The organism is Nocardia sienata NBRC 100364 (assembly GCF_001613205.1).
Lineage (GTDB): Bacteria > Actinomycetota > Actinomycetes > Mycobacteriales > Mycobacteriaceae > Nocardia > Nocardia sienata.
Window position 1 is genome coordinate 47,217 of record NZ_BDBX01000042.1, and the last position, 26,122, is coordinate 73,338.

The 26,122-nt window shown below is 67.0% G+C and carries 25 protein-coding genes and 1 pseudogene; 8 read left to right on the top strand and 18 right to left on the bottom strand.

The genetic code is table 11. The annotated features are described in order from the left end of the window. The first annotated feature begins 54 nt into the window (after nucleotides 1-54). Nucleotides 55-1,353: a TetR/AcrR family transcriptional regulator gene (locus tag NS4_RS22380; protein WP_084487594.1), complete on the top strand. Its 1,299-nt coding sequence runs from the start codon at nucleotides 55-57 to the stop codon at nucleotides 1,351-1,353. 34 nt (nucleotides 1,354-1,387) lie between these two features. On the opposite strand, the gene NS4_RS22385 is transcribed toward NS4_RS22380, so the two are convergent. The 11 genes and pseudogenes from NS4_RS22385 to NS4_RS22435 all read right to left on the bottom strand — a co-directional run bounded on the left by NS4_RS22385 (nucleotide 1,388) and on the right by NS4_RS22435 (nucleotide 11,218). Next, entirely contained in the window at nucleotides 1,388-2,107 is a 720-nt protein-coding gene (locus NS4_RS22385) for a hypothetical protein (protein WP_063061480.1), read from the bottom strand. Nucleotides 2,108-2,120: 13 nt separating this feature from the next. Then, nucleotides 2,121-3,302 carry an MCE family protein gene (locus NS4_RS22390; RefSeq protein ID WP_063061481.1) on the bottom strand — a complete coding sequence of 394 codons (1,182 nt, stop codon included), beginning with the start codon at nucleotides 3,300-3,302 and terminating at the stop codon, nucleotides 2,121-2,123. Beyond that, a complete protein-coding gene (locus tag NS4_RS22395; RefSeq protein WP_063061482.1) occupies nucleotides 3,299-4,417 on the bottom strand; it encodes an MCE family protein in 1,119 nt (372 codons plus the stop codon). The genes NS4_RS22390 and NS4_RS22395 overlap by 4 nt, the downstream gene beginning before the upstream one ends. Next, on the bottom strand, nucleotides 4,414-5,514 hold the full coding sequence (locus NS4_RS22400; protein WP_063061483.1) for an MCE family protein: 1,101 nt from the start codon (nucleotides 5,512-5,514) through the stop codon (nucleotides 4,414-4,416). Before NS4_RS22400 ends, NS4_RS22395 begins: the two co-directional genes overlap by 4 nt. Beyond that, nucleotides 5,511-6,524, bottom strand: a complete 1,014-nt coding sequence (locus tag NS4_RS22405) for an MCE family protein (protein WP_063061532.1) — start codon at nucleotides 6,522-6,524, stop codon at nucleotides 5,511-5,513. Before NS4_RS22405 ends, NS4_RS22400 begins: the two co-directional genes overlap by 4 nt. Continuing rightward, a complete protein-coding gene (locus NS4_RS22410; RefSeq protein ID WP_063061484.1) occupies nucleotides 6,524-7,546 on the bottom strand; it encodes an MCE family protein in 1,023 nt (340 codons plus the stop codon). Before NS4_RS22410 ends, NS4_RS22405 begins: the two co-directional genes overlap by 1 nt. After that, nucleotides 7,546-9,054: an MlaD family protein gene (locus NS4_RS22415; RefSeq protein ID WP_063061533.1), complete on the bottom strand. Its 1,509-nt coding sequence runs from the start codon at nucleotides 9,052-9,054 to the stop codon at nucleotides 7,546-7,548. The genes NS4_RS22410 and NS4_RS22415 overlap by 1 nt, the downstream gene beginning before the upstream one ends. Nucleotides 9,055-9,060: 6 nt before the next feature. Continuing rightward, a complete protein-coding gene (locus NS4_RS22420; protein WP_063061485.1) occupies nucleotides 9,061-9,924 on the bottom strand; it encodes an ABC transporter permease in 864 nt (287 codons plus the stop codon). Nucleotide 9,925: 1 nt separating this feature from the next. Beyond that, a pseudogene (locus NS4_RS22425) lies at nucleotides 9,926-10,785 on the bottom strand (MlaE family ABC transporter permease). Beyond that, complete coding sequence (locus NS4_RS22430; RefSeq protein WP_063061486.1) at nucleotides 10,779-10,994, bottom strand: hypothetical protein; 216 nt, start codon at nucleotides 10,992-10,994, stop codon at nucleotides 10,779-10,781. Before NS4_RS22430 ends, NS4_RS22425 begins: the two are co-directional and overlap by 7 nt. Next, complete coding sequence (locus tag NS4_RS22435) at nucleotides 10,994-11,218, bottom strand: hypothetical protein (RefSeq protein ID WP_063061487.1); 225 nt, start codon at nucleotides 11,216-11,218, stop codon at nucleotides 10,994-10,996. Before NS4_RS22435 ends, NS4_RS22430 begins: the two co-directional genes overlap by 1 nt. Before the next feature lie 276 nt (nucleotides 11,219-11,494). On the opposite strand from NS4_RS22435, the gene NS4_RS22440 reads away from it, so the two are divergent. The 5 genes from NS4_RS22440 to NS4_RS22460 all read left to right on the top strand — a co-directional run bounded on the left by NS4_RS22440 (nucleotide 11,495) and on the right by NS4_RS22460 (nucleotide 16,289). Beyond that, nucleotides 11,495-12,427 carry an oxygenase MpaB family protein gene (locus NS4_RS22440; protein ID WP_084487595.1) on the top strand — a complete coding sequence of 311 codons (933 nt, stop codon included), beginning with the start codon at nucleotides 11,495-11,497 and terminating at the stop codon, nucleotides 12,425-12,427. Nucleotides 12,428-12,799: 372 nt separating this feature from the next. Continuing rightward, nucleotides 12,800-14,110 carry an ABC transporter substrate-binding protein gene (locus NS4_RS22445; RefSeq protein ID WP_063061535.1) on the top strand — a complete coding sequence of 437 codons (1,311 nt, stop codon included), beginning with the start codon at nucleotides 12,800-12,802 and terminating at the stop codon, nucleotides 14,108-14,110. Continuing rightward, nucleotides 14,107-15,060, top strand: coding sequence for a carbohydrate ABC transporter permease (locus tag NS4_RS22450; protein ID WP_084487596.1), 954 nt, complete (start codon nucleotides 14,107-14,109; stop codon nucleotides 15,058-15,060). Before NS4_RS22445 ends, NS4_RS22450 begins: the two co-directional genes overlap by 4 nt. Beyond that, complete coding sequence (locus NS4_RS22455) at nucleotides 15,057-15,902, top strand: carbohydrate ABC transporter permease (protein ID WP_063061537.1); 846 nt, start codon at nucleotides 15,057-15,059, stop codon at nucleotides 15,900-15,902. Before NS4_RS22450 ends, NS4_RS22455 begins: the two co-directional genes overlap by 4 nt. Nucleotides 15,903-15,974: 72 nt before the next feature. After that, a complete protein-coding gene (locus NS4_RS22460) occupies nucleotides 15,975-16,289 on the top strand; it encodes a hypothetical protein (RefSeq protein ID WP_063061488.1) in 315 nt (104 codons plus the stop codon). A 47-nt stretch (nucleotides 16,290-16,336) separates the two neighbouring features. Here NS4_RS22460 and NS4_RS22465 read toward each other — a convergent pair whose 3' ends face one another. The 3 genes from NS4_RS22465 to NS4_RS22475 form a co-directional block, all read right to left on the bottom strand. After that, complete coding sequence (locus NS4_RS22465; RefSeq protein WP_063061489.1) at nucleotides 16,337-16,525, bottom strand: DUF397 domain-containing protein; 189 nt, start codon at nucleotides 16,523-16,525, stop codon at nucleotides 16,337-16,339. Next, nucleotides 16,509-17,174, bottom strand: coding sequence for a DUF5753 domain-containing protein (locus tag NS4_RS22470; RefSeq protein ID WP_245665622.1), 666 nt, complete (start codon nucleotides 17,172-17,174; stop codon nucleotides 16,509-16,511). Before NS4_RS22470 ends, NS4_RS22465 begins: the two co-directional genes overlap by 17 nt. A gap of 766 nt (nucleotides 17,175-17,940) precedes the next feature. Further along, a complete protein-coding gene (locus NS4_RS22475) occupies nucleotides 17,941-18,786 on the bottom strand; it encodes a class I SAM-dependent methyltransferase (RefSeq protein WP_063061490.1) in 846 nt (281 codons plus the stop codon). Nucleotides 18,787-18,857: 71 nt separating this feature from the next. Between NS4_RS22475 and NS4_RS22480 the strand changes: the two genes are divergently transcribed. Continuing rightward, nucleotides 18,858-19,454 carry a TetR/AcrR family transcriptional regulator gene (locus tag NS4_RS22480; RefSeq protein ID WP_063061491.1) on the top strand — a complete coding sequence of 199 codons (597 nt, stop codon included), beginning with the start codon at nucleotides 18,858-18,860 and terminating at the stop codon, nucleotides 19,452-19,454. Between the two features lie 965 nt (nucleotides 19,455-20,419). Here NS4_RS22480 and mftG read toward each other — a convergent pair. From mftG to mftA, 4 genes are all read right to left on the bottom strand, one after another. Beyond that, on the bottom strand, nucleotides 20,420-21,877 hold the full coding sequence (gene mftG / locus NS4_RS22490) for a mycofactocin dehydrogenase MftG (RefSeq protein ID WP_063061493.1): 1,458 nt from the start codon (nucleotides 21,875-21,877) through the stop codon (nucleotides 20,420-20,422). Between the two features lie 19 nt (nucleotides 21,878-21,896). Continuing rightward, complete coding sequence (gene mftF / locus NS4_RS22495; protein WP_063061494.1) at nucleotides 21,897-23,297, bottom strand: mycofactocin biosynthesis glycosyltransferase MftF; 1,401 nt, start codon at nucleotides 23,295-23,297, stop codon at nucleotides 21,897-21,899. Between the two features lie 193 nt (nucleotides 23,298-23,490). Beyond that, entirely contained in the window at nucleotides 23,491-24,996 is a 1,506-nt protein-coding gene (mftC, locus tag NS4_RS22500) for a mycofactocin radical SAM maturase (RefSeq protein WP_084487597.1), read from the bottom strand. Nucleotides 24,997-25,012: 16 nt separating this feature from the next. Continuing rightward, entirely contained in the window at nucleotides 25,013-25,111 is a 99-nt protein-coding gene (gene mftA, locus NS4_RS31640) for a mycofactocin precursor MftA (RefSeq protein WP_245665625.1), read from the bottom strand. A 326-nt stretch (nucleotides 25,112-25,437) separates the two neighbouring features. Here mftA and mftR2 point away from each other — a divergent pair, with 326 nt between their 5' ends. After that, nucleotides 25,438-26,088, top strand: coding sequence for a mycofactocin system transcriptional regulator MftR2 (gene mftR2 / locus NS4_RS22505; protein ID WP_245665623.1), 651 nt, complete (start codon nucleotides 25,438-25,440; stop codon nucleotides 26,086-26,088). The last annotated feature ends 34 nt before the right edge of the window (nucleotides 26,089-26,122 follow it).

The following is a 26,122-nucleotide window of genomic DNA, read 5'->3' on the forward strand; positions in this document are numbered from 1 at the left end:
CCCTGAGCGGGGTGCGCGGCATTGTCGCTGGTTACCCGACGATAGGATTACGGAATGAGCGTCGACAATCGCCGGGTCCGGTCGTCCGCGCCGCCGGTGCGCGCGAACGGTCGCGACGATCCGGGCAGCGACGCCGCCCCCGGGAAGAAGGACAGTGCCGCGGCGGCTCGTCCCGTGCGGCGCCGGCCGAAGAACCGGCGGGCACAGATCGCGGCGGCCGCGGCCAACGCGTTCGGCTCGCTGGGGTACCACAGCGTGAGCATGGAGGACATCGCCGGCGGGCTCGGTATCAGTTCCGCCGCCCTGTACCGCCACTACCCCAGTAAGTACGCGCTGTTCCAGGAGGAATCGCTGCGGGTCGGCCAGGCCATGGCCGAATCGGTTCGGCTCGACGCCGACGCCGCGGCGGCCCCGCCCGAGCACCGGTTGCGCACGGTGCTGGAAGCGCTCAGCGCGGTCACCGTCGCCAACCGGGCCAGTGTGACGCTGGTGCGCTGGGAAGGCCGCTACCTGGAACCCGCGGACCGCGAGATCCGGGATGTACAGCAGAACGCGGTGCTGGAGGCGCTGGACACCCAACTCGCCGCCTACCGTCCGCAGGTGCGCGGTCAGGATCGTCAGGTGCTGGTGGTGGCCCTGCTGTCGGTGATCACCAGCATCGCCGATCACCATGCGACCCTACCCACCAAAGCCCTTGTCGGACTGCTGGTTTCCACCGCCATGGATCTGGCGGCGGTCTCGCTCCCGGAACCGGGAGACGTCGAACCCGCGCGCCCGGTGGAGATCCCGGAGTCGTTCAAGCACGAACTGCTGCTGCGCAAGGGTGTGGAACTGTTCCACGCGCGCGGATACCCGAATGTGAGCGTGGAGGACATCGCCACCGCGGCGGGCCTGTCCGCGGCGTCCGCGGTGTACCGCTTCTACCGCGGTAAGAGCGATCTGCTGGCCGCCGCCTTCCGGCGCGCCGCCGAACGGGTGTCCAGCGCGATCGGTCCCGCGGTGGCCGGGGCCGCCGGACCGCGTGAGGCGCTGGATTCGCTGATCGACCAGTACGTCGAGGGTTCGTTCGCCGAACGCGAGCTCACCTTCGTCTACTACACCGAATTCCAGCATGTACCCGCCGAGGAACGCGCCGCCCTGCGCAATGTGCAGCGGCTGAGCGTGGAGGAGTGGGCGCGGCTGGTCCGGCAGGTACGTCCCGAACTCTCCGGCCCGCAGGCGCGTTTCCTCGTCCACGCGGCCTTCGCCCTGGTGGTCGACCTTGGCCGCGCGTTCGGCACGGTCGCGACCGCCTCGCAGGAGCGGGTCGCCCTGCTCATGCGGGCAGTGCTGTACGGCCGGCCGGCCCGCTAGCCCCCGCCGAGGGTGAGCACGCGGCCGTACCCGGTCACGATGCCGGGCTCGGCGCGAGCGGAGTGATCATCTGATCGACCAGCCAGTGGCCGTCGATCTTCTGCATCCGCATCACCATGCTCAACTGCCCGGGCGCCGGCTGTCCCCGGGTGCCCAGGCTGGTGATGGTCTGCCCGATCACCACCACGGTCTCGGCCGACTCCGCGTCGGCGGTTTTCACCGCGCACTGGATATCACCGGCGGTGGAGACCACCTGCCCCGCGACGAGCGCCTCCCGCAGTTCGGCGGTGGTCGTCTCGAATTCCTTCTTCCAGTCGCCGGTGGCGCCGGCCGCCACGGCCGAGAAGTACGGGTCCAGATTCTTGGCGTCGTAATTGGCGAGCACCGGCGCGTAGCGGCAGGCCGCCTGCCGTGCTTCCTCGTACGCGGCCAAGGTTTCGGATTTGTCCTGTTCCTGCACGTACAGGTAGCCGGCCACGCCGATCGCGCCCAGCAGCGCGATCGCGGCCGCGACGAGAACAGCGATCACCGGGCGCGCGATCCGGGCAGTGGAGCGCGGCTTCCCCGGGCCGCTATCGGTGCCCTGCCCGTCCGGATCGGTGACCTTCCGCAACCGGTCCGCGCCGTCCCCCGGCACCGGATCCGGGGCACTCGCGGCAGGTGCGGAATCCGCCGTACCGGGCGACGGGGTTTCCGCACTCGCCGTCGCGGGATCCGCCGCGTCCCCGCTTTCCACGGATTTGTCCTCACTCATGCTCGTCTACTCCTCAACGGCCCGGAATCGGGCGGGACAGTTCGTCACCGCTGACACCGGGCGGTGGTCCGGCGGTGTTGTCGGGCACATTCGGCCGGGGCGCGTTGGCCGAACCACGTACCTGCAACGCCGGATCATCGGTCACACAGTAGTTGTACAAACGCACCCGGGTGTCGGCCATGCGCTCGGTCGGGACCAGCGGAATGGTGTTGTACTCGCAGGTGGGGCGCGGCCAGATATCCACCAGCGTATGGAAGATTCCGTCGTGTACCGGCACGTTCAGCGCCGCGGTACCCGCCCGCAGCGCCGGGAACAGCGCGGCGATCGCCGGTTGCCGCAGTTTCGCGGCCCGGGTGATGGCCACGAAGTTGGTGACCAGGTTGGTGATCGGGTCCTGGGTCTCGGTGACGAAACCGCCCAGAGTGGCCAACTGCCCGGGGGCGAGATCCAGCAGCCGCCGCACCTCCTGATCGGCCGCGGTGAGTTGCTGGAACAGCGCCCCCGCGGAACCGGTCAGGGTCCCGAGGTCGGGTTGGGCGTACTGCGTGGTCTCGGCGATCACGGTGAGGTTCTCGATGAGCTGCCGCGTCTGCGGGAGCAGCCCCTCCAGACCCGCCATCGCACGGCTGATGCCGGAGATCATATTGCGCAGCCGGTCCGGTCCACCGGCCAGCGCCTTGTCCAGTTCGTCGACGATCACCGTGAGCCGCTCGGGATTGAGTCCGCTGATCATCGCGCTCATATTCGACAGCAGCGAATGGGTGGTCACCGGGATCCGGGTGCGCTCCACCTCGACCCGGTCACCGTCGCGCAGGTAGGGGCCGGTATCGGCGTCGGGCCGGAAGTCCAGGTACTGCTCGCCCACCGCCGAGAGCCGCCCGACCACCACGGTACCGCCCACCGGAATATCTACTGCGGAATCGATTTCGGCGACGGCCTCGATACCGGTCTCCGAAACCCGGACATCGGCGACCCGCCCCACCCGGGAACCGCGGAAATTGACATCGTTGTCCGCGAGCAGCCCGCCGGACCCGGTCAGTTCCACCGTCACCCGGTAGGTGCTGCCCGGCAGCAGATTGATCCGCAGCACCTCGGCGCCCAGATACCCGCACCCCACGATCAGCACCACCACCAGGCCGATGTTCGCCACGCCGACCCGATGCCGGACCAGCCAGTTCCACAGCGGAATATTCATCGCGGACCCTCCTGCGGGGCCGGGCCGGGCTGCGGCGGACTGGTCAGCCGGCCCTGGATCTTCTGCAGTACCTGCGTGAGGCTGCCGATGAAGGCCGGCACATCCGACCCGTCCGGCAGCCGGCTACGCGACGGATCGGTCAGCGCGCCGACGCTCAGATAGGAGACCCGGGCCGCTACGGCCAGAGCCGGGCCCTCGAAGGACTGTTCCAGGGACGGATACAGCGTGTGCAGACCGTCCAGGGTCTGCCGCAGATTGTCACCCATCGCCGTGAAACCGCCCATGAGCCGCCGGATGCTCTCGAAGAGGCTGATGAATTCCGGGCTGGTGGTATCGCTGAAATCGCCCAGCGCCGCCATGGTCACCGAGATCTTCTGGATCAGCGAGGTGATATCCCGGTTGTTCTCCGCCACCAGCCCCAGCAGGTCGGGGAAGGTGTCCGCGGCCAGCCCCAATTCCTGTTTGCGCGCCGCGAGTTCGCCGGTGAGCACATTGACCCCGTGCAGCACACTGTCGATATCGGCGGTCCGGGCGTTCAGCGCGCTCAGTACCTGGGTCATCTCGGTGATCAGATGGCCCAGCTGCGGGGCGCGGCCGGCGAACATCGAATCCATTTCGGCGGTGATCCGCGCCGCCTGGTTCAGCCCGCCACCGTTGAGCAGCAGCGATACCGACATCATGAGTTCTTCCACCGACGCGCCGGCACCGGTGTGATCGGTATCGATCACATCGCCTTCGCCCAGCATGACCGCGCCGGGTTCCTCCCGGGGCAGGGTCATGGCGACGAAGATATCGCCGAGTGGAGTCCCCTGCCGCAATTCCGCGGTGGTCCCGCGCGGCAACCGGATGTCCTCGCGGATGAGCATGTCCACATCGGCGACGAAATCGGTGGTGGAGATATCGGTGACCACCCCGATATCGGTGCCACCGATCTTCACGTGAGCGCGGTCGGGCAGGTTGAGCGCGTCGGCGAACCGCACGCGCAGGGTGTATCCCGGCCCGCCGATACCCGGTTCCGGCATCGGCACGTTCTGCACCGTCAGCGCACCGCACCCCGGTACCGCCAGCACCGCCGCCGTCAGCAGAACCGCCAGCCTTGCGTGCATCCTCTTCATCGCGTCATCCCCAGCAGCGCGGCGGTGATTCCGAAATCCGGTCCGAAATCCTGGATCCGGCCGGTGCGGCAGCCGTCGGAACGCATCTGCACCCGTTCACAGAAGGTGGACAGCACCTCGTTGTCCAGCAGCGCCTTGTCCAGCAGCGCGTGCACCCGGAACGCCTGATGTTCGTGGCTCACGCCGTTTGCCAGATTCTCGAAGAACAGCGGGCCCACGTCCACCAGTTCGGTCAGGCCACGGGCATTGGCCCGCATCTGCGCGGTGATGGTGACGAATCGCTGCAACGCCCCGGCGAGCTGGTCGCGGTTCTGCCCGACGAGTGTCGAGGTGTTGTTCACGAAATCGTTCAACTGGACGAGAACCGCGTGCAGACCCGGCGACTGATCCCCCATCAGCTGTACCAGTTCGGTGAGCCGGGCGCTGAAATCGCGCACCGTCTGATCGTTCTGGGCGACGACCTGGGTGATCTCGTTCAGCTCGAGGATGGTGTTGGCGATCTGGTCCTTGTTGGCGAAGGTCACCTCGAACGCGGCCGACAGGTCGTCGAGGGTTTCGCGCAACCGGTCGCCGTTACCCTCGAGCAGCGGGAACAGCACCCGGCTGGCCAGCGGCCCGGCCTCGCTGTCGCCTTTGAGCGCGGCGCCGAGCTGGTCGAAATTGTCCAGGATGCGGTCCAGTTCCACCGGGACCCGGGTGCGTTCCAGCGGAATATGCGCCCCGTCGACGAGTTTCGGACCGGTGCCGCTGTAGGCGGGGGCGAGTTCGACGTGCCGATTGGTGATCAGCTGCGGCGAGATCAGCGCGGCCATGGCGTCGGCGGGTACATCGACATCCTTGTCCAATGCCATGGTGACCTCGACGTAGCTGCCGCGCGGTGTCACGGTCTCGACCCGCCCGACCGGCACCCCGAGCACAGCGACCTCGTTCCCGGCGTACAGCCCGGCCACATTCTCGAAATCGGCGCTGATCCGGACGTGTTCACCCAAGTACTGCTCCGGCAGTCCCGCGATACTGTCCGGCAGCACCGAGCAGCCCGCCGCGCACAGTCCGGCGATACCGGCCGCGAGCACCCGCGCGAGTGTGCGCAGATTCATTTACCACACCCCTGTACGACCTGTGCGAAGCACAGCCAGTTGTCCGGCAGGAACCAGGGCGCCCACACATCGGCGTAGGGCCCGTTGCCGATCACATTGTTGAACTGCCGTAGCGAGACCGGCAGGATCTCGTAGAGCCGGTCCAGGTTGTCCCGGTTCTTCTCCAGGCCCTGGGTCATCGTGTTCAGGTTCTGGATGAGCGGGCCGAGCTGCCCGTTGTTCTCCAGACCCATATCGCGCAGCAGGCCCGACAGCGCGGCGACATTGTCCAGCAACCGGCGCAGCAGGTCCTGGCGCAGGGCGACCGCGTTACCGATCGCCTCACCGCGGGTGAGCAGCATCAGCACGCTGTTCTGATTGTCTGCGACCAGCTGGGAGACCTGGTCCATGCTCTGCAGCAGGGTGTCCACCTCGTCGCGCCGGGCGTTGATCACCTCGGCCAGCGCGCCGATCGAATCCAGCGCGGTCACCGCGAGTTCCGGGGAATCGCCCATCTGCTGGGAGAAGACGTCCAGCGCCTGCCGCAATTTGTCCGGATCGATGCGTTCGATCCGCTCGAACGACGAGGTGTACTTCGGGTCCTGGATGACCTTGGCCAGGTTGTAAGGAACCGAGGTGTTGGCCAGCGGGATCCGGCCGTCCGCCGATTCCTCTCCCGAACCGGGCACCAGTTCGATGTGCATGCGGCCGAGAATGGTCGACATCTTGATCGCGGCACGCGCGTCGGTGGCCACCCGGATATCCCGGCTGATCTTCATCACGACCTCGACCCTGTCGCCGGCCAGGCGTACCGAACGCACCTCGCCGACCTCGATCCCGGAGACGTCCACCGTCGCGCCCGGGCGCATTCCGGCCGCCTGCGCGAATTCCGCGGTGACGGTCTTGTCGCCGAGCCGCAGCTGGGAGAGCACACTCGACCCGACGACCAGCGCGGCCACCGCGGCGGCGGCGAGCAACCCCTGCCACAGGAACCGGTTCTTCGCGAAGGCCGGACGACGCCACCGGGCCATCACCGGCACACCTCCGATTGCGAATCGCCACCGATCTGGGAGAACAGGCCCGGTGGCAGCAGCACACCCCACAGCGAGACGTCCAGATTGCAGATATAGGCATTGCCGTAGGCGCCGTAGCCGGTGAAGCGGGCCAGGCCGTTGAGCACATTCGGCAGCTCGACCGCGGCCTGGTCCAGCGCGGCGCCGTTGAACAGCAGCAGTTCCACCGCGGTGGTGGCCTGGTCCTGGGCGGAGGCGATATCGGGTTTGACCGAGCCGATCAGCGCGGTCAGCGAATCGGTGGAGTAGGCCACCTGATCCACCGAACTCTTCAGCGTCTCGCCCTCGGCGTACAGCGCGTCCATCAGGCCTCTCGTCTGGGTGATCAGTGTCTCCAACTCCTGGCTGCGATTGGCCAGACCGGCGATCACACTGCTGAGGTTGGTGATCACCGCGCCGAGGATCTCGTCGCGCTGCCCGAAGGTGTTCGCCAGTTCCGCCGCCTGGGTGATCAGGGCGCTCAACGAGACGCCGTCACCCTGGAGAGCCTGGATCAGGGTGTCCGACAGCGAATTGACCTGGTCGGGCTGGAGCACGCTGAACAGCGGTTCGAATCCGGACAGCAGCGCCGACACATCGAAGGACGGCTCGGTGCGCTCCACCGGGATATGCGAACCCGCCGGTATCTCGGTGCCCTTCTCCTGGCCCGGCAGCAGCGCGATATAACGCTGACCGATCAGATTCTGGTACCGCACCAGCGCTTTCGTGGTATCGGTGAGCCGCTGCCGGGCCTCGATACGCAGGACCAGCCGGGCCTTGTAGTCGTCCTCGAACTCGAGCGAATCGACCCGGCCCACGCGCACCCCGGCCATGCGCACATCGTCGCCGACCCGCACTCCCATCACATCGGTGAAGGTGGCCGAATAGGTCTCGGTCTCCCCCGGCACCGACCGTTGCAGCGTGGACCAGATGGTGAACGTCAGCACGATCGCGACCACGGCGAAGATACTGAAACCGGCAATTGTCCGCGCCAGGCGCATCAGGCCTCCCCGTCGGAGTAGACATCGATCGTGCCGCCCGCGAGTATCGGCGTGAGCAGCAGCAGTTCGGCCGCGGTGGGTTGTCTGCCGAGCAGTGCGGCGACGGCGGCGTGACCGCGCAATTGCGCGATCGGTGCCCCGGCAGGAGCCGGTTGGCCGGGCACTGCCGGTTGGCCGGGCACTGCCGGTTGGCCGGGCACTGCCGGTTGGCCGGGCACTGCCGGCGCCGCCTCGGGCGCCGGCGCGGTCGGGGCAGAGGGGAACAGCGGCGCGGTGATCCCCGGGATGACGGGCAGACCGGGCAGTGCCGGGAGCCCGGGCAGCAGCGGCGCGGCCGGAGCCTGCGCCGGTATCCCCGGAATCCGCGGCGGCGGTTTCGGTCCCGCCCCTTCGACCCAGCCGGGCAGCAGCGTCGGCGGATACTCCTGCGGTGGCGCGACCTGCGGCACCGAGGGACCGCCACAGCGTGGGCCGCTCATCTCGCCGTAGCGCGGGCAATCCTTCGCCGTGTACTGCTGGAACGGCGTGAAGGATACGTCCAGGCTCCAGCGCATCTGCCGCTGCGCGCCCCAGCCGAAGGCACCCGAGAGCTTCCCCAGGGCCGCGTTGAGGTTGGCCACCGCGGTCGGGATCGCCTCCGGGTCCTGCGCCAGCGACCCGAAGAGTCCGTCGAGGCCGGGCACCAGATCCTTGGCCGCGTCGGGATTGCGGGCGAACAGCTCGTTCACCGAATCCACCGCGCCGCCGGCATTGGCGAGCATGGTGATCAGGTTTTCCCGGCGTTCGGTGAGGGTGCGAGCGGTGGTCACCGATTCCGAGAGCACACCGACGAGTTCGGGCGCGGACTGGCTCAGCGCCGTGGTGGCCCGGCCCAGGTCACCGAGCAGCTCACCGACCCCCTCGATATGCCGGACCTCGGTCACCCATTTGTCCAGCCGCTCGATCGTGGATCCGGGCGCCCGGGCACCGGGATCCAGCGCTTCGGAGAAGGTCGCCAGGACCCGGCCGAGCTTCTCCGGCTGAATATTGTCCAGCACGTTCCGCAGTACGGTGAGCGTCGTCTGCAGCTGCACCGTTCCGTCGCTGGTGTCCTCGGGGATCTGCGCGCCCGCGGCCAACCGGCCGGGCGCGGCACCGTTGTCCACGAGTTCGATTCCGGTCACGCCGAACAGGTTGTTCGGGATCACCCGGGCGGTGACGGTATCGGGAATGGTCGGCGCGATCCGGGGGTCGAGATCGATCCGGACCTGCTGTCGTTGCCCGGCGGCCACCACATCCACGTCGGTCACCGCGCCCACCACCATGCCGCGGAACTTCACGTCCGCGCGCTCGGGCAACCCGTCACCGGTGCTGGTGAGCACCGCCTCGACCGGCACCCGGTCCTCGAACCGGCCGGTGTAGCGCAGACCGAGCAGACCCAGTAGCACCGCCACCAGCGTGATCATCGCCAGACCGGCCGCTGTCATATGCCACGGGCGCGGCCCGCGACCGCTGTGATCGACGAACATCGCCACCTACCCAGAAATCCGGAAGCCGGGGTCGATACCCCAGATGGCCAAGGTCAGGAACAGATTCGCGAACACCATCACGACGATCACCATCTTGATCGCCTGCCCGGCCGCCACCCCCACGCCCTCGGGCCCGCCGGTGGCGAAGAATCCGTAGTAACACTGGATATAGGTCGCCAGCAGCACGAACACCACGACCTTGAGCAGGGAGAAGAAAAGGTCCGGGCCCAGGAGGAACTGGAAGAAGTAGTGGTCGTAGGTACCCGCCGAGGTACCGCCCAGCAGCAGCACCGATAGTTTCGTGGCCAGATACGCGACCGCCAGTCCCACGCTGTACAGCGGGATGATGGTGACGGTGGCCGCGATCATCCGGGTGCTCACCAGATACGGCAGCGGCCGGATGGCGATGGATTCCAGCGCGTCGATCTCCTCGGCGATCCGCATGGACCCCAGTTGCGCGGTGAACCGGCAGCCAGCCTGGATCGCGAACGCGAGGGTGGCAAGAATCGGCGCTAACTCCCGGGTGGTCGCGAAGCCGGAGATGGCTCCGGTGAGCGGGCCCATGGTCAGCAGGTTCAGCGCGCTGAAAGCCTCCATGCCCACGGTGATCCCGCCGAAACCGCACAGGATGATCACCACACCGACGGTTCCGCCACCCACGACGAGCGATCCGTTGCCCCAGCCCACATCGGCGGTCAGTCGCAGCACTTCCTTGCGATAGTGCTTCAGCACGAACGGGATCGCGATCAGCGCCTGGACGAAGGTGATGCCCTGGTGACCGAGACGGCGGTTGGCGGCGATGGGCACCGACGCAGCCGAGGCCACCAGCCGGACCGGTTTGAGCGCCGGTGGCGTGTACGGAGTGCCCACCTCAGATCACCTTCGTCGGGAAGACGGTGTTGTACACCTGCGTGATGATGATGTTGGTGGCGAACAGCATCAGCGCAGAGGAGACGACCGCCGAGTTCACCGCGTCGGCCACGCCTCCGGGCCCGCCCTTGGCGTGCAAGCCGATATCACAGGCGATGATCGCGGTCAGCACTCCGAAGATCGCCGATTTCACCAGCGCCACCGCCATATCGTTGGCCACGGCGAACGAGGCGAACGAGCCGATGAACGAGCCCGGTGTCCCCGACTGCGCGTAGACGTTGAACATGTAGGCCGTCGCGAAACCGACGAACACGATGAACCCGCACAGCAGCATGCTCACCACCACGGCCGCCACCAGCCGCGGCGCCACGAGTCTGCGGACGGGGTTGACCCCCATCACCATCATGGCGTCGATCTCCTCCCGGATGGTCCGGGAACCGAGATCGGCGCAGATGGCCGAACCCACCGCGCCCGCGATCATGAGCGAGGTGACCAGCGGCGCGCCCTGACGGATGATGCCCAGGCCGGCCACGGCGCGATGAACGTGGTGGCGCCGACCTGATTCACCAGCGCGCCGATCTGGATCGAAACCACGACCGCGATGGGCATGGCGACGAAGATGGTGGGCGCGGCGGACACATTGGCCATGAACGCGCACTGTTTGGCGAACTCCTCGAACGGGAAGCGTCGCGCCAGCACCGCTTTCACGGTCTCCACCACGGCTTCCCGGCCCAGAGTCACCTGCCGGCCCAGGGTTTCCAGAGAACGCTGTGGATGCCGCTGCCATAGCCCTTTGAGATCGTCTACCGCCTGCTCCAGGTCGGTGCGCTGCGCCGGTTTCTCCGGTCCGGTGGTCACCATGGCAGTTCCAGGCCGGTCGTATCGAGGTCGCCGGTCAGGTACCGCTGCAACAGCACGAACCCGGCGCCCACCACCGCGATTGCGGCGGCGAGGACACACAGCAGGGCGAGCCAGAGACCGAAACGCAGAATCGGGTTCACCTTCGTCCGCCCACCGAGGATCTTGACGACGATCACCAGGATGTCGATGAGCCATACCAGCGCCATCATCAGGTCATCGTCACGTTCGCGAAGGTGAGCACGGGCCAGCACACGATGGAGCCGAGGAACGAGATGATCACGTCCAGACCGTGCATCTCACGCAGATGCGATGTGTGCGTGAGCGTCCAGACGATCCCGATCAACCCGTAGGGAATGCCGAGGATGATGAAGGTCCCGAGAAACTCGGACACCTTCATCTCGTAGCTGAACAATCGATCCAGCCGCTTGAGCATAGTGCGTTCCTTCCTTGACCGGCCGCTTACGCACCCTCCCCGCGGGGGAACGTCTGAGACGGTCGGGTCGGAGCAGTATGTTACGCACCATTCCTGTCTCGACGGAAGGTTTTGGAGAAGATTCCCGGTCCGCAACAACCGCTGAATACCTGTTCCTCAGGCATTTCACATCATGACGAGAGAGGCATAAGTTAGCGACTGTTCATTGATACCATCTGACTGTCGGAAGAATCTGGAGTAACTTAGACCACACCGAACCCCTGTGGAAGGACGCTCATGACCGCCGCCGCACACTCCTGGCAAACCGGCGCTGCCCCCGATTCGCAGCCCGCCGATCGGCCACGGCTGACCACCGAGCAGACACGTATCCGGATAAGCGCCATCCACCGCCCCTTCACCAAGCGCCCCCTGAAACTCACCGACGCCCTGGACTTCTGGCAGTTCGCCGGTGCCGCCGCGAACGTCATCATGCAGATGGCCCGTCCCGGAGTCGGCTACGGCGTCGCCGAGAGCAAGGTGGAATCGGGTTCACTGATGAAGCGGCCGTGGAAACGCGCCCGCACCACCACCCAGTACCTGGCCGTGGCCATCCTCGGCGACGAAGAAGAGAAGAAGGCCTTCCGGGAAGCGGTGAACGGCGCCCACCGCCAGGTACGATCCGAACCCGGCGCTCCGGTCGAGTACAACGCCTTCGACCGTGAACTACAGCTCTGGGTGGCGGCCTGCCTCTACATCGGCTTCGAGGACACCTACCAGCTGCTCGCCGGCCGGATGAGCCCCGAACAGAACGAGGCCTTCTACCGGTCCTCGTCCTCCCTCGGCACCACGCTCCAGGTCACCGAGGATATGTGGCCGGCCACCCGCGCCGAGTTCGACGAATATTGGAACACCGCCTGCGAAGAGGCGGTGCTCGACGATTTCGTCCGTTCCTACCTCGACGATCTACTGAATCTGCGCATGATCCACTGGTATCTGCGCATTCCTTTCCGCGGCCTGCTGAGGTTCCTCACCATCGGTTTCCTGAGCCCGTACTTCCGCGAGCAGATGCGCGTGGAATGGACCGACGCCGACCAGCGCCGGTTCGAGAGCCTTTTTCTTTTCGTCGGTTTCGTGAACCGTTTCATCCCGCGATTCCTGCGCCACGGCGGCAGCCATGCCCTGATGGCCGACGTCCGTCACCGCATCGAGAAGCAGAAGAACCTCATCTGACCCACTTGCGGTTTCTGGCTGCGATTTCGCGAACGCGACTTTCTCGTCGGCATCGGCATCCCTCCCGACTCCTGCCCACCACCAGGCCCGATGGCCAGCCGTCCTTTTGACCAGAGCCCGCTATACGGTGTCCGGGAGCCGAACCGGGCGGAGTCGAATTCGCCCCTGGAACCGGCCGGGCGATAAGCGGGCGAGTCGCTGGAATCGATTCACACGGCGGCGTTGGACAATCGCAGGGGCCGGAACCTCCTCACCCGTCGGAGACGGAACGGACGGCACCCGGCGTTCGATGCACGATTCGCGGATCCGGAGTCGGACGATTTCGCGCGCGAGCGCGGCGCAGGAGGTGATCGCGGTGTGAATGGGCCAGGCATGCCTTTCGGACGGCGGGGATTTCTACGCGCTACCGGTGGCATCGGCGCTTTGCTGGCGGCTCCGGCACTGGCCGGGTGCGGCGACGACGACGACGACGCGCTGACGTTCTTCTTCCAGGCCAACCCCGCCGAAGCCGACGGACGGCAACGCGTGATCGACGAATTCACCCGCAGGTATCCGGATATCCGAGTGCGCGCCCTGCTGTCCGGACCCGATCCGATGCAGCAGATGCTGACCTTCTGCGCGGGCGGCAAATGTCCCGATGTGCTGATGGCGTGGGAACAGACCTATGCCGGTCTCGCCGACCGTGGCGTGCTACTGGATCTGAACACCATGCTCGACCGCGACCCGGCCTTCGCCGCCGACCTGCCGGAAGGCGGTACCGAGGCGCTGTACGACACCTTCACATTCGAAGGCGGGCAGTACGCGCTCCCGGAACAGTGGTCGGGGAATTTCCTGTTCTACAACAGGACATTGTTCGACGAGGCGGGACTGCGACCACCCGGCCGGTGGGAAGATGCGTGGAGCTTCTCCGAATTCCTCGATATAGGCCGCGCGCTCACCGAGCGAGATCGGTCCGGCGAGGTGCGGCAGTGGGGATTCGTCGATACCTGGGTGCCGTACTATTCGGCCGGTCTGTTCGCCGTCAACAACGGCGCCGCGTGGGCGAGCCCGCGGACTCTTCCCGATCGCTGCGACTTCTCCACCGCTGCCTTCATCGAAGGCGTCCAGTTCTACGCGGACCTGGCCAACAGGTATCGGGTGGCGCCGAGCCCGGCGGAGCAGCAGTCGATCTCGGCCATGGATCTGTTCACACAGGGCAAAGCCGCGCTGGCGATGGGCGGGCACTGGCGTTACCAGACCTTCGCCGCGGCCGACGACCTGGATTTCGATGTCACGGCCCTGCCGGCCGGCCGGCCGCTCAGCGGTGCGCGCTCGAATATCGGCACCACGGGCCTCGCCATATCCGCCGGCAGCCGCCGGAAAGAGCAGGCGTGGGAGTTCCTGAAGTTCGCGGCCGGGCCGGTCGGCCAGGCGGTTGTCGCGCAGACCGGTCTTTTCGTGCCTGCCCGCGGTTCCGCGGTACGATCCGCCGGGTTCGCGGCCGCGCACAGCGATATCCATAACCTGGACATCCTCGTCGACGGACCGGCGCATTCCGCTCCGCTGCCGGTCACGGCGCAGTGGCCGCGCATCGAAGCGCTGATGGACCGGTACATCGGCCCCGTGCTCCGCGGCGCCGCCCCCGCGACCTCGCTGGCGGACCATCTCGCTCCGGAAGCCGATGAGGTGCTGCGCAACCGATGACCACCACCGACGATATCGCGCCCGGGAAACCGGCGCCGCCGGTTGCCGCCACCGGAGGGCGACGCTCGGAGCCGGCGAAGCGGCAGGCCCGGGCGGCACGGCTGTTCATCGCCCCGAACCTCCTGGCGGTCGCGGTGTTTCTGGTCTTCCCACTCGGCTTTTCGCTCTATTTGAGCTTTCACGAGTGGGATATGTTCGGGCCGCCGCGATTCACCGGGCTGCGGAATTTCCGCGAATTGCTCACCGCGGATCCGCTCTTCGTCATCGCGTTGCGGAACACGATCGTCTACACCCTCGGGACACTGATCCCCACCGTGTCGATAAGCCTCGTCGTCGCCGGGGCCCTGAACCGGGGGGTCAGGGGAACCGGCTTCTTCCGGACGATCATGTTCCTGCCCCTGGCGATATCGAGCGTGGTGATGGCGGTGATCTGGCGTTTCGTATTCGACACGAACAACGGGCTGCTCAATACGATGCTCGGCCGGATCGGCATCGGCCCCGTCCCCTGGCTGGTCGAACCGCGATGGGCGATGGTCTCGGTATGCCTGGTCAGCGTGTGGAAGAGCATCCCGTTCGCCACCGTCGTGCTGCTCGCCGCGATGCAGGGCGTCCCGCAGGACCTGTACGAGGCGGCGAAGATCGACGGAGCCGGCGCGATCCGGCGATTCGTATCGATCACTGTGCCCCTGATCCGGGGCGCGCTCTCGTTCGTCCTCGTCGTGTCGATCATCGACTCGGTACAGGCCTTCGACCAGATCTATGTGCTCACCGGCGGCAACGGCGGCCCGGAAACGGGAACCTACGTCTTCGGCATCATGATCTTCCAGAACGCCTTCGCGTTCGGTGAAGCCGGCTATGCGTCGGCCATCGCCTGGCTGATCTCCCTGGCCCTGTTGGCGCTGACCGTCGCGCAATTGTGGTTCGCCCGCATGAACTCGGCGGAGCGGTGAGGGCGGCACCGGGTTGGCAGATCCGCGCCTTCGCCCGGGCCGCGGCGCTCTACCTCGCGCTCATCGCCATGGCGTGGTGCGCCCTGCTCCCCATCCTGTGGGCGTTGGCGGGTTCGGTGAAGAGACAGTCCGAGGTCACCACGCCGACCCTGCTCCCCCGCGAGCCGCAGTGGTCCAACTACCGCACCGTTTTCCAGGAGATGCCGTTCGGCCGGATGTTCCTCAACACCGTCCTCTACGCCGGATGTGTCACCGCCGGCCAGGTCTTCTTCTGCTCGTTGGCCGGATACGCGTTCGCCCGGCTGCGCTTCCCCGGCCGCGACGCCCTGTTCACGGCCTATCTGGCCACGCTCATGGTCCCGCTCACCGTGACCGTGGTGCCACAGTTCCTGCTCATCCGAGTTCTGGGCATGACGGATACGCCCTGGGCGCTGATCCTGCCCGGGCTGTTCGGCAGTGCGTTCGGCACCTACCTGATGCGGCAGTTCTTCCGCACCCTCCCCGTCGAACTCGAAGAGGCCGCCGTTCTCGACGGCTGCTCCCCGTGGCAGATCTACTGGCGGGTCCTGCTGCCCAATGCCAAACCGGCGGTGATGGTTCTCGCCGTACTCACCTGGGTCGAGGTCTGGAACGATTTCCTGTGGCCGCTGGTGATGATCCAACGCCGGGAGATCTCCACCGTCACCCTCGGCCTGGTGTGGATGCAGGGGCAATACGTCTCGGACTGGCCGGTGCTGATGGCCGCGTCCATGATGATCCTGCTACCGCTGGTCATCGTCTACGCCGTCGCGCAGAAAGCATTTCTCCGGGGCATCGGTATGTCGGGTTTCGGTGGGCGGTGACGAGACCCCGCGTTACCCGGGTGATCGCCCTCGACATCCGATATAGATTTGTCTCCGTATGAAGGGGCCGCGATGGCCCTACTGGTTCTTACCGCGAGCGTGCTGCTCACACAATCGAACCTGCCTGCAGCCGGTGATGGCAGAGACCAGAAGGGACTGGCGCAGTTGACAGACCATCCACCGACCCCGCCCGAGCCGTTGGACGATGACTACGACGTCGAACTCGAGGAACCCGTCATCGACGACGACGAGCCGTCGACCTGGCAGGATTTCGCCGAGGACGCTCGCACGGGTGGATCCGGCGAGCCTGTTGTCGGCGGCCCGGGATTCGGATTCGAGCTCCCTGGGCCCGCGCGATCCGTCATCGAGGGGCCGGGTCCTCGGTAGCCGGCCTTCGGAAGGGCCGGCCAGCGCATACCCGACCCCGGTCCGCATCAGGAGATGGTTCGGAGGAACCCCTCCCATTCCTCGGGGGTGAAGACGAGCACCGGACCGGTCACGTCCTTCGAATCACGCACTCCCACCCCATCAACGAGATGTGCGACCTCCACACATTCACCGCCGTGCTGGCTGTAACTGCTCTTGAACCAGCCCGCGCTGGATAGGTCAGCGTGCACTTTCATGCTCCCTTGCCATGTTCCTGAGCCACTGCCGACTATCTGTGTCGCCGTGGGCCCGGTCCTCGATCAAATCGTACGTTCGCAGGAAGCTCGCCACGTCCTCGGCGTCCTCGATGTACATGTTGCCCACAACCCCCTCCAGAAAGACCACCGGCGGCTCCAGCGGCTCACCGGGCGCCGATTCCCCGAACTGGAGGACTACGAACGGCGGCATGGACACCCCGCCCGGGAACCCGGCCTCGAACGGAAGCATGCCCAGTCGAATGTTGTCTCGCGTCGACATGTCCGCAAGGTGTCTGAGCTGGGCGGCCATGACACTGCGTCCGCCGACGACTCGCCGGAGCGCGGCTTCCCCCACCACCACCTCCAGAGTCACCGGCTGGGTACGGCGGGTGATGATTTTCTGCCGCTGCATTTTGAGCTGCACGCGCCGGTCTTGTTCTTCGGGAATGTCTTCCGGCCGCCGTTCGCGGGCCAGAGCGCGAGCGTAGTTCGCTGTCTGCAGTAGCCCCGGCACCAGATCCGGCTGATACGAGATCACCTTCGTCGCCGCCGCTTCCAGGCCCACGTAGACATCGAAGTCCTTCGGGATGAGATCCCCGTATTGATGCCACCAGTTCTTGACGTTGGCCTGCTTCGCCAGTCCGGTCAAGGCCGCGGTCAGGTCGTCCGGAACGCCTTAGAGGTCGCAGGCCGCCTGGATATCGCGGGTCTTGATCCTGGAGTTTTCGCCCTTCTCGAGCCGCCCCAGGCTCGTCGCCCCATCTCCAGCAGTTGAGCAGCCTTGGCCTGTGTGTAGCCCGCCCGCGTCCGCCACTCCAGTAGGTGCCTACCGAGTTGCCGCCTGGGCAATGTGGAACCGATACCGCCTGTTGTATCAGGCATTTCATCCTCCGATTCGGGAGCATCCGTTTCACCGATTCGGCGTAATGCTGCTACAAGCAACGGTTCCCACGCTGGATATTCGGGGATCTTCATTCGGAGTATCCGTTTCGGATATGAAGCCGGTGCTACGCGGTGTGTCATAGCTCTGCGCCAGGTTGTCCGCAGCTCGATGCGGCCCGGGCGCAACCCGAACCCCCTTCGATGCGATCGAGGTACCCAACCCATGATGCGAGCCACCGTCACGTGTCACAGCGACCGTCCCCGAGCCATCGGCTACCTTCGACCGGAGGCGATACTGCGCCGCCTGCTCACCGGACTCGCCGAGGCATGACCGCGCCAACCCGGCCGGAGCCACCGCCTGTGTCGGACGTACACCTCACCGTCTATCTACACGGTCTACGCATGGACTTCCGAGCCCATGCCACCACCGCCCAACTCTTTCTACAGGAGTGGACCGCCCACCATGGCCCCCACTCCGCTGCCGTCCTCCCCGGCCCCGCTCGCCACCTCCCCCGCCTCCCGTGTGAACGTCTCTACCGGGAAACATGACTTGGTCCACGGGTGGCTTTCGATCGCGCCGTGATCACCACGGTTGTGTAGTTCATGACGAAGCTGCCGCCGGCGTCGTCGACCGCGGAACCGATTCCGGCGAGCAGTTGTTCGAGCGTGTCCGGCGGGAACTGGCTGTGACCGCCGAAGGTGGGTACCTGCTCGAGCCACTCGTCCCTGGTGAAGCGGCGTGTCCAGGGGAACTCCCACTGTTCGGGCGTCTCGAATGCGCCTGTTCGACGCATCCCGTCGCCGATCGCGGTGAACTGGCCGGCGTACATGGCGGGTCCCCCGAATGGTCCTCGGGCGAACGGCGAGCCGGGCAGGAGCCGCTGGTAGACGGCGCCGAAGGTTTGCGCTAGATCGGCCGGGGGCGCGAACGCGTTCCAGAAGACGGCCAGCCGGCCACCCGGACGCAGGATCTGCGCCGCTTTGGCGGCTCCGAGAACGGGGTCCACCCAGTGCCAGGACTGCCCGGAGACCACCGCGTCGAAGTCCCGGCCCGCGGGATCCCACTCCTCGAACTTCGCCACCTCGACGTCGAACCCCTGCCGGGCCGCGAACTCGGCCATCCGCGGATCGACCTCGACGCCGAGCACGCGACATCCGGCCGCGGTGAAGGGCCGCGCCGAAATCCCGGTGCCGGTTCCGACATCGAGGACATCGCGACCGGGAGCCTCCGCGATCACCCGGGCCACCATCGCGGCGGGGTAACGCGGCCGAGTCCGGTCATACCGTTCCGGGTCGTCGCCGAAGGACTCCGCCAACCGGCGTGCGTGGTGGGATTCGCCCGCAGGGGACGACGACGGCTCGGACGGTAAAGTGGTCATGCGCCCACTATGAGTGGGCGATCGCCCACTTGTCAATCGCGCTGCGAGAAATACGGAAAGGCGGTGTCCGGATGCCGACCGGTGTGGCGTTGCGTGATGCGCGCGAACAACTCTTCGCCGCCGCCCGGCGTGTCCTGCTCCTCGGTGGCCCCCATGGTCTGACCAGCCGTGCGGTGACCACCGAAGCCGGGGTCGCCAAAGGCGTGATCCACCGGCATTTCACGGACTTCGACGCCTTCCTGGCCGAGTTCGTCCTCGATCGGATCGCGGCGCTCGACCGGCAGGCCGCGACGCTCCGCGACACCGCCGGAAGCGGCTCCGTCGCCGAGAATCTCACCACCGCCCTGACCGAGCTGTTCGATCCGGTCGCGGTAGCGATCGTCGCGCTCACCGTTTCCCGCGACGATCTACGAGTCCGCCTGCGCGAGGCCGGCGCCGCCCCCATACCTGTCCTGGGCGAAGGCACCGCGATGATCGCCGACTACCTCACCACAGAACGGGACCTCGGACGCATCTCCGCGGACGCCGATATCACCACCCTCGCCCCCACCCTCACCGGCGCGGCGCACCTGCTGTTCGCCGATCGCGAGAACACACCCACCGCGGCCGCCGTCCACAGGTCGGTAGCGGCCGTACTCACCGGCGTCCTGCCACAACCCCACGCCTGAATACGCTCACGCAGGTCGCCACGGCCTCGAAACAGTCGGCGGAACGCCCGCCTGCGGGTGTCTGATGATCTATGTAGAAATCATCTACGTAGATTCTCTCTACATAATTGTCGACCGAGAGGTGATGCGGGTGCCCGGATTCGTCGGTAGACAGAACGAGCTCGCCACGCTCGATATCCGGTTGCGGCGCGTCACCGAATCGGCCGCCGGATCAGTGGCGGCCATCCGGGGTCGACGCCATCAGGTCCGGAATACACCGATACGAAGCAGACCTTGCCTGGGAGCCGGACACCGTATCGGCCGCTTGGACTAGTTGACCACTGCCGCGGATCCAGAGCGAAAACGAGAGTTGATCAACCGTCAGGACTCTTCCCGGGCTCGAATAACTGTTGCAGTCGCGGGGAGTTCGCTGAGTCTTCCGCACCGGCGCCGTACCTTCCCCGTGTCCGGCGCCGGGTGCGGATTCTCGGGTGTCCGGATCACGTTGCCGCAGCGGGCCACCCGAGGGACCAGAGTACAAGCTCGCGGTCCGATTCCCGGGAGATCGGCCCGGGGTGTCGAAAATGGGGATGCAATATTGCACGGTGCCGCTTGATATTTCACAGTGACGACCCCGGTGAGCTGTATCCCCGACCGATACAGCTCACCTACCACACCGGTTGGCCCGGCGCAGCAGATGGGGTACGCCGATAGCGGTCGGCTATACCTCGGTGGCGGCGCTTCGCTCCTGGGTGCCGGGCAGTGCCCGGATGTCCGCACAGGGGCCGGTCCTGATGACCGACCGGCGAATCGCACCGGTGGAAAGTACCGCACCGGCCACCGCCGCGCCAGTGGGAGATCCGGGCGCTCGCGGGCTGCCGGGCGGCCGGGCCGCGCGAGTTCGCCACCGGTTAGCGCACCATCGACTGCTCCATGGTCCGAAGGGGCTGCGGGAGCGTATAGGCAGGTGATCGGTGGCCGGGGATTCAGCGCAGCTCGGCGGTGGCCCGTTCCGCCAACAGCACCACCGTCGCCTGCGGACCTCGGCTCAGCGGTACCGGCACCACGGACAGGTCCACCACCGACAGCCCGTCCACCCCGTACACCCGGAAACGTTCGTCGACCACCGCCCGCGGGTCGTCCGCGCGTCCCATCCGGCAGGTACCTCCGAGATGCTGTGAGGTGCCGAGGCGGTCGTAGAGCCACCGATCCGAAACCGGGGCGGCGGACCCCAGCGGTTCGGCCGTCATGGACCCGAGGATCTGCCCGGTCAGTTCCACCGCGTCGCGCAGCCGGGCGCGGTCGGTTCCGGTGCGGAGATAGCCGTGTTCGATCCGCGGCGCGGCCCGCGGGTCGGCCGCGGTCAGCGTGATGGTGCCCGAACTGGTGGGCCGCATCAGGGTCACGCCCATCCGGTACACCCCCGGTGTGAAGGCGACCGTGTAGGGGCGGATCTCGATATCGTCGAACTCCAGGACGTATTCCAGGGGGACGGAACGGCCCGCGGGCGCCGGATGCCGATAATCGATCCCGATTTCGGGATGATCGGTGAGCCATCGCCCGACAGGTGCGTCCACGACCACCGGGATATCCAGCGCCGTCGACTCGGCGGCCGGTCCGATACCGGAACGCATAAGCAGCGCCGCCGATTCGATCGCGCCCGCGCACAGCACCACCCGGTCGGCCCGGATCGTCTCCGGTTCGCCGCCGTGGAGGCAGTCGGCGCCGACCACCCGGCCGCCGCGGAAACGCAGACGCGTCACCAGGGTTTCACCCTGCACAGTCAGATTGGGACGCGACAACGCCGGCAGCAGATAGGAATGCGCGGGCCCTATCCGATGACGTCGTCCGGTGGCGTCGGGCGGCCCGACCGTGCACGGCACCGGGCCGACACCCGATTCGGGGCCGCCGGGCAGCGCGTTCCAGTCCGCCACCTCGCCGAATCCGAGTGCCCGGCAGGCCGTGCCGAACTCCTCGATCAGCCGGGTGGGCGAGCGCGTCCGGCGTACCGGAACCGGCCCGGCCCGGCCGTGGCCGGGGCGATCCCCGTAGTCGTGATCGTTTTCCAGCGCACGGAAGTAGGGCAGTACCGACTCGAAGTCCCATGAGCGGGTATCCACCTCCCCGCTCCACGCCGCGAAATCCCGCGCCGGGGCCCGGATGAAATAGGACCCGTTCACCGATCCCGAACCGCCGATTCCGCGGCCGCGCACGATGGTGCCCGGCCGGTCCGGCGTCAGGGCCACGGCGTACCGCCACAGCCAGGCCGCCTGGTCACCGAGCGGCAGATCGGCGCTATCGGCGAGCTCCGGCGGGAAGTCGTCGGCCGTTGCCCAGTGACTACCTGCCTCCACCACCCGCACGGTATGTGCCGGATCCTCACTGAGCCGGGCGGCCAGCACACATCCGGCGGTCCCGGCGCCGACGATCAGTGTGTCCACCATGCGGGGTGACCTGCTCGGACTACTGGGGCGGGGCGGTCGGCTTCAGGGCGGCGGGACTGCCCGCCCGGAGCGCGCCCAGCCACAGCCCGGTGCCGTAGCCGATATCGTCGACCCGCCGGAATGCGATATAGCGCAGCGGATCCAGTCCGCCCGGCTCGCGGTGGGTGTACCAATCGACCGCGCCCTCGGCCACCGCCAGCGACAACGCGATCTGTCTTATCCGGCGGGAGAACAGCATGGCGGCCAGGGTTATCGGCCAGTAGTGCCGGCACATGGCCGAGGCGATCCGCCACAGACCGGCGAAGAACCCGCGGGCCACGTAGATCGCCGCGACGCCGGTCGGGTTGTCGACGCCGGCGAATGCGCGCCGCAACCGGCGCAGCGGCAGCAGCAGCGTGAGTGCCGCACCGAGCACACCCCATCGGGTCCGGGTCGCCAGCAGCAATGCCGCCGCGGCGGTCCATTTCGGTACCTGCAGTGGCGACACCATTCCCGCGTGCCGGTCGCTGAGGGGGGCGGCGCCGGTGCCGTAGAACATTTTGCGGCGGAACCAGTCCCGGAACGACACCCGGTGATCATGGGCCACATGCGCGGCCGGTTCGTAGCGGGCCCGCCAGCCCGAGCGTTCGAGACGCCAGCACAGATCCACATCCTCGGCGACCTGCATGGTTTCGTCGAAACCGCCCTCGGCTTCCAGCACGGAGCGGCGCACCAGCAGCGCCGCGCTGGGCACATAGGACACCACCCCGCGTGACTGCACCGCCGATTCGCGGCGGCCCAGGTCCAGCGAGGAGCGGGCGTGCTCGTAGCGCGCCAGCGTATTGGTCTCCGGGTCCAGCGCCACGATCCGCGGCGCGACCAGGGCGACCTGCGGGTCGCTGAAATGCCCGAGCATCACTTCGAGCCAGCCACTGCGCGGTACCACGTCGGAGTCGAGGAAGGCCACGAACTGGGTCGTCGCCGCCCGCAGGCCGGTGTTGCGGGCCGCGGCCGGACCGCGGCGTCTTTCGTGGCGCAGCACTTTCACCCGGCAGCGGCCGGTGTGCTCGTCGGCGATCCGCACTTCGTCGTCGGAACCGTCGTCGACGACGATCACCGTATGACCGCGCAGTGCGGCCAGCAGCCGATCCAATCCGCGGGGATTGTTGTGCAGCGGGACGATGATCGTCACGTCCTCCGGCGACGGCAACAGCCGCGGCCGGGGATTGGCCACCCCGGAATCCAGTAGCCGTCTGGCAACCACCGCCGACTGCGGGCTGTTCACCTCGAGATAGCCGTCGCCGATCATTTCGGCGGCCTCGGGCGCCAGGCGCAGCAACCGGGCAGGTGAACCTCCGATAAGGATTCGACCCCCCGAGTATGCGCGCACCCGTGGGTCGATCCGCACCCCGAATCCGTCGGGCAGGCGATCATTGCGCATTCCACGGATGGTAACTGCCGATTCGATACGAGACATCAGCAGTCCGGGAAAAAGTGTTTCGAGCCGAAGAAATTCCCGGAACCACCGGTAGTACGGGCATGAAATGGGTCACCACCGCAGTAGGGCGGGTATGAAAAGCCACCAGGAGCAACGGTCTGGCTATCGTCGCTCCGGGTGGCTTTCCCGAAGGTGCTCACACAAGCGGACTCTCGTCGCACGCGCGCGCCGGACGCCGCGCGGGCGGCAGCAGCGTCAGCGGAACCGGGCCCCCGGTACGCGATCGGCGCGAGGTGCTCTTACGCGAATGGTCCACCGCTGGACGCGGGATCACCCGCCCGGCGGCGGCCAGCGCCGCTTCCCCGTAGCCCTGAACGCATTCCGGGTCCGGGCCGTCGGCCGGCAGCCCGGTGAAGAACTTCGCCGCCATACACCCGCCACGGCAGGAGTCGTAGTGCGCGCACGAGGCGCAGGCCCCGCCACCGCTGGGCTCCCGCAACTCCTCGAACAGCGCCGATTCCCGCCACACCGTGGCGAAACCGCCGTCGGTGACCACGTTCCCGGCATGGAATTTCTCGTGGATGGCGAACGGGCAGGCATACACGTCACCGAGCGGATCGACCAGGCACACCACCCGGCCGGCCCCGCACATGTTCAATCCCGGCAACGCCTGACCGTAGGCGGAGAGATGGAAGAACGAATCCCCGGTGAGCACACCCTCGCCGTTGCGTACCAGCCAGTCGTAGAGCGTGCGCTGCTGTTCCGGAAGCGGATGCAGCTCGTCCCAGACGTCCGCGCCGCGACCCGACGGCCGAAGCCGGGTGAGCCGCAACGTGGCGCCGTAGCGGTCCGCGATCTCCTTGAACTGGTCGAGCTGGCCGATATTGTGCCGGGTCGCCACCACGGACAATTTCGCGTCCCGGAATCCGGCGTTCGCGAGATTCTCCAGCGCCCGGATCGCCGTGGCGTAACTGCCCGGCCCGCGGACCGCGTCGTTCACCTCGGCGTCGGCACCGTCCAGCGAGATCTGGACGTCGACATAATCGCTGGCGGCGAGCCGCTGGGCGACCTCCGGGGTGATCCGCACCCCGTTCGTGGAGAACTTCACCCCGACCTGATGCGAGGTCGCGTAATCGACGAGTTCCCAGAAATCCGGACGCACGGTGGGTTCGCCGCCGCCGATGTTCACGTAGAACACCTGCATCCGCTGGAATTCGTCGATCAGCGCCTTGCACTGTTCGGTGCTGAGTTCACCGGGATCGCGCCTGCCCGACGAGGACAGACAGTGCACACACGAGAGATTGCACGCGTAGGTGAGTTCCCAGGTGAGGCAAATCGGGGCCGCCAGGCCGGATTCGAAACGGTCGACCAGCCGGACCGCCGGATCGGCCGGACCCACCCCGGTGAAGGGCGCGGGCTCGCTGAGCACCGCCGTTTCCGGCGCGCGCTGGATCATCTGCGAATCGGCCAGTTCGGTCAGTGCCCGCACATACGGGGCGGCGGCCGAGTCCTCGATCCCGGCGGCCCGAACGGCCGCGCGGGCCGAGGTGTGCCCGGGCAGGGAACGCACGATCTCGACGATCCGCGGATTCTTCAGGAACGACAGTTTGCGGGTTCCGAAGTGGTAGAGCAGCGCACCGAAGGGCTCCGGCCGCAGCGCCACCCGGGGATGCAACTGCCAGCGGTTTTCCAGATCGAGCATGGTTGGCTCCCGCCGGTCAGTAGACGCCGCACATACCGTCGATGGACACCTCTTCGATCAGGGATTCCTCGATCACGGGCGCGCTGTCGGCCGTGTGGGTGTCGACGGTTGCGATCGGGCCGCGGTGATCGGTTTCGGCCGGTCCGAAGGAACGGTTGTCCGCCATGGCTACCTCCACAGATTGGTGCCTGCGCCGGCTCGTTGCCGTGGTGACTCGTCCGTGGCGGCACCGCTGGGGTACCGCCGGTGAGCCCCGGCACAGTGCCGGCGCCGCGGTCGCCGGGTGCGACCGCTGTCACACCATAACGTCATCCACTGACAAAATGGAACAGTTTTCGGGTAATGTCCACGCTCACGCCGAAACGCGACCTTTAGACTGCGGGGGCAGAGCAGCTGAACAGGACGTGACGAGCGGATGCCGCTCGACGTGTAGAGGTGGCAATGGGAGTCGTGCGGATGCAGGCGAACGGGGGTGGCGGCGGTAACGGCAGCACCCTCTCGGAGACCGAGATCGTCGAGGCGGCACTCCGGGTGGTACGTGCCGACGGGGTGGAGAAGTTGTCCATGCGGCGACTCTCCCGCGAGCTCGGCGTCTCGCCGATGGCGCCGTACTACTACGTCGCCGACAAGCGAGAGCTACTGGACCTGGTTGCCACCGCGGCGCTGGCCGGGGTGCGCAAACCGCCACCCGACTCGGGACCTTGGCAGGACCGCCTCGTCGACCTGCTCGCCCAGATCGACGAACGGCTGCGCCGGCACCCCGGGCTGGGCGATGTGCTCATCGAGCAGATGCTCGGGAAACAGCTCGACCTGATCGCCGGGATCATGGAGATCCTCTACGAGGCCGGGTTCGACGATCGCAATGTGCTGGCCGGTTACGCCACCATCCACACCTACCTGTTCGGCCGCCGCCGGGTGAATCCGCGCAACCTCGATACCCCGCCCGATGTGGTGATGCCGGAGCGAGTGGCCCGCGCAATGGAATACCTGCCCGATCTGCGCGGCAAATATTCCTACGATTTCGGCGTGGGCGTGCTGGTCTCCGGCCTGGAGGGCCAGCTCGTCCGCCAACAATCCGCCGGCATAGGCTAAAATTGGAACACGTTCTAGTTTTGCCGTAGGCTCG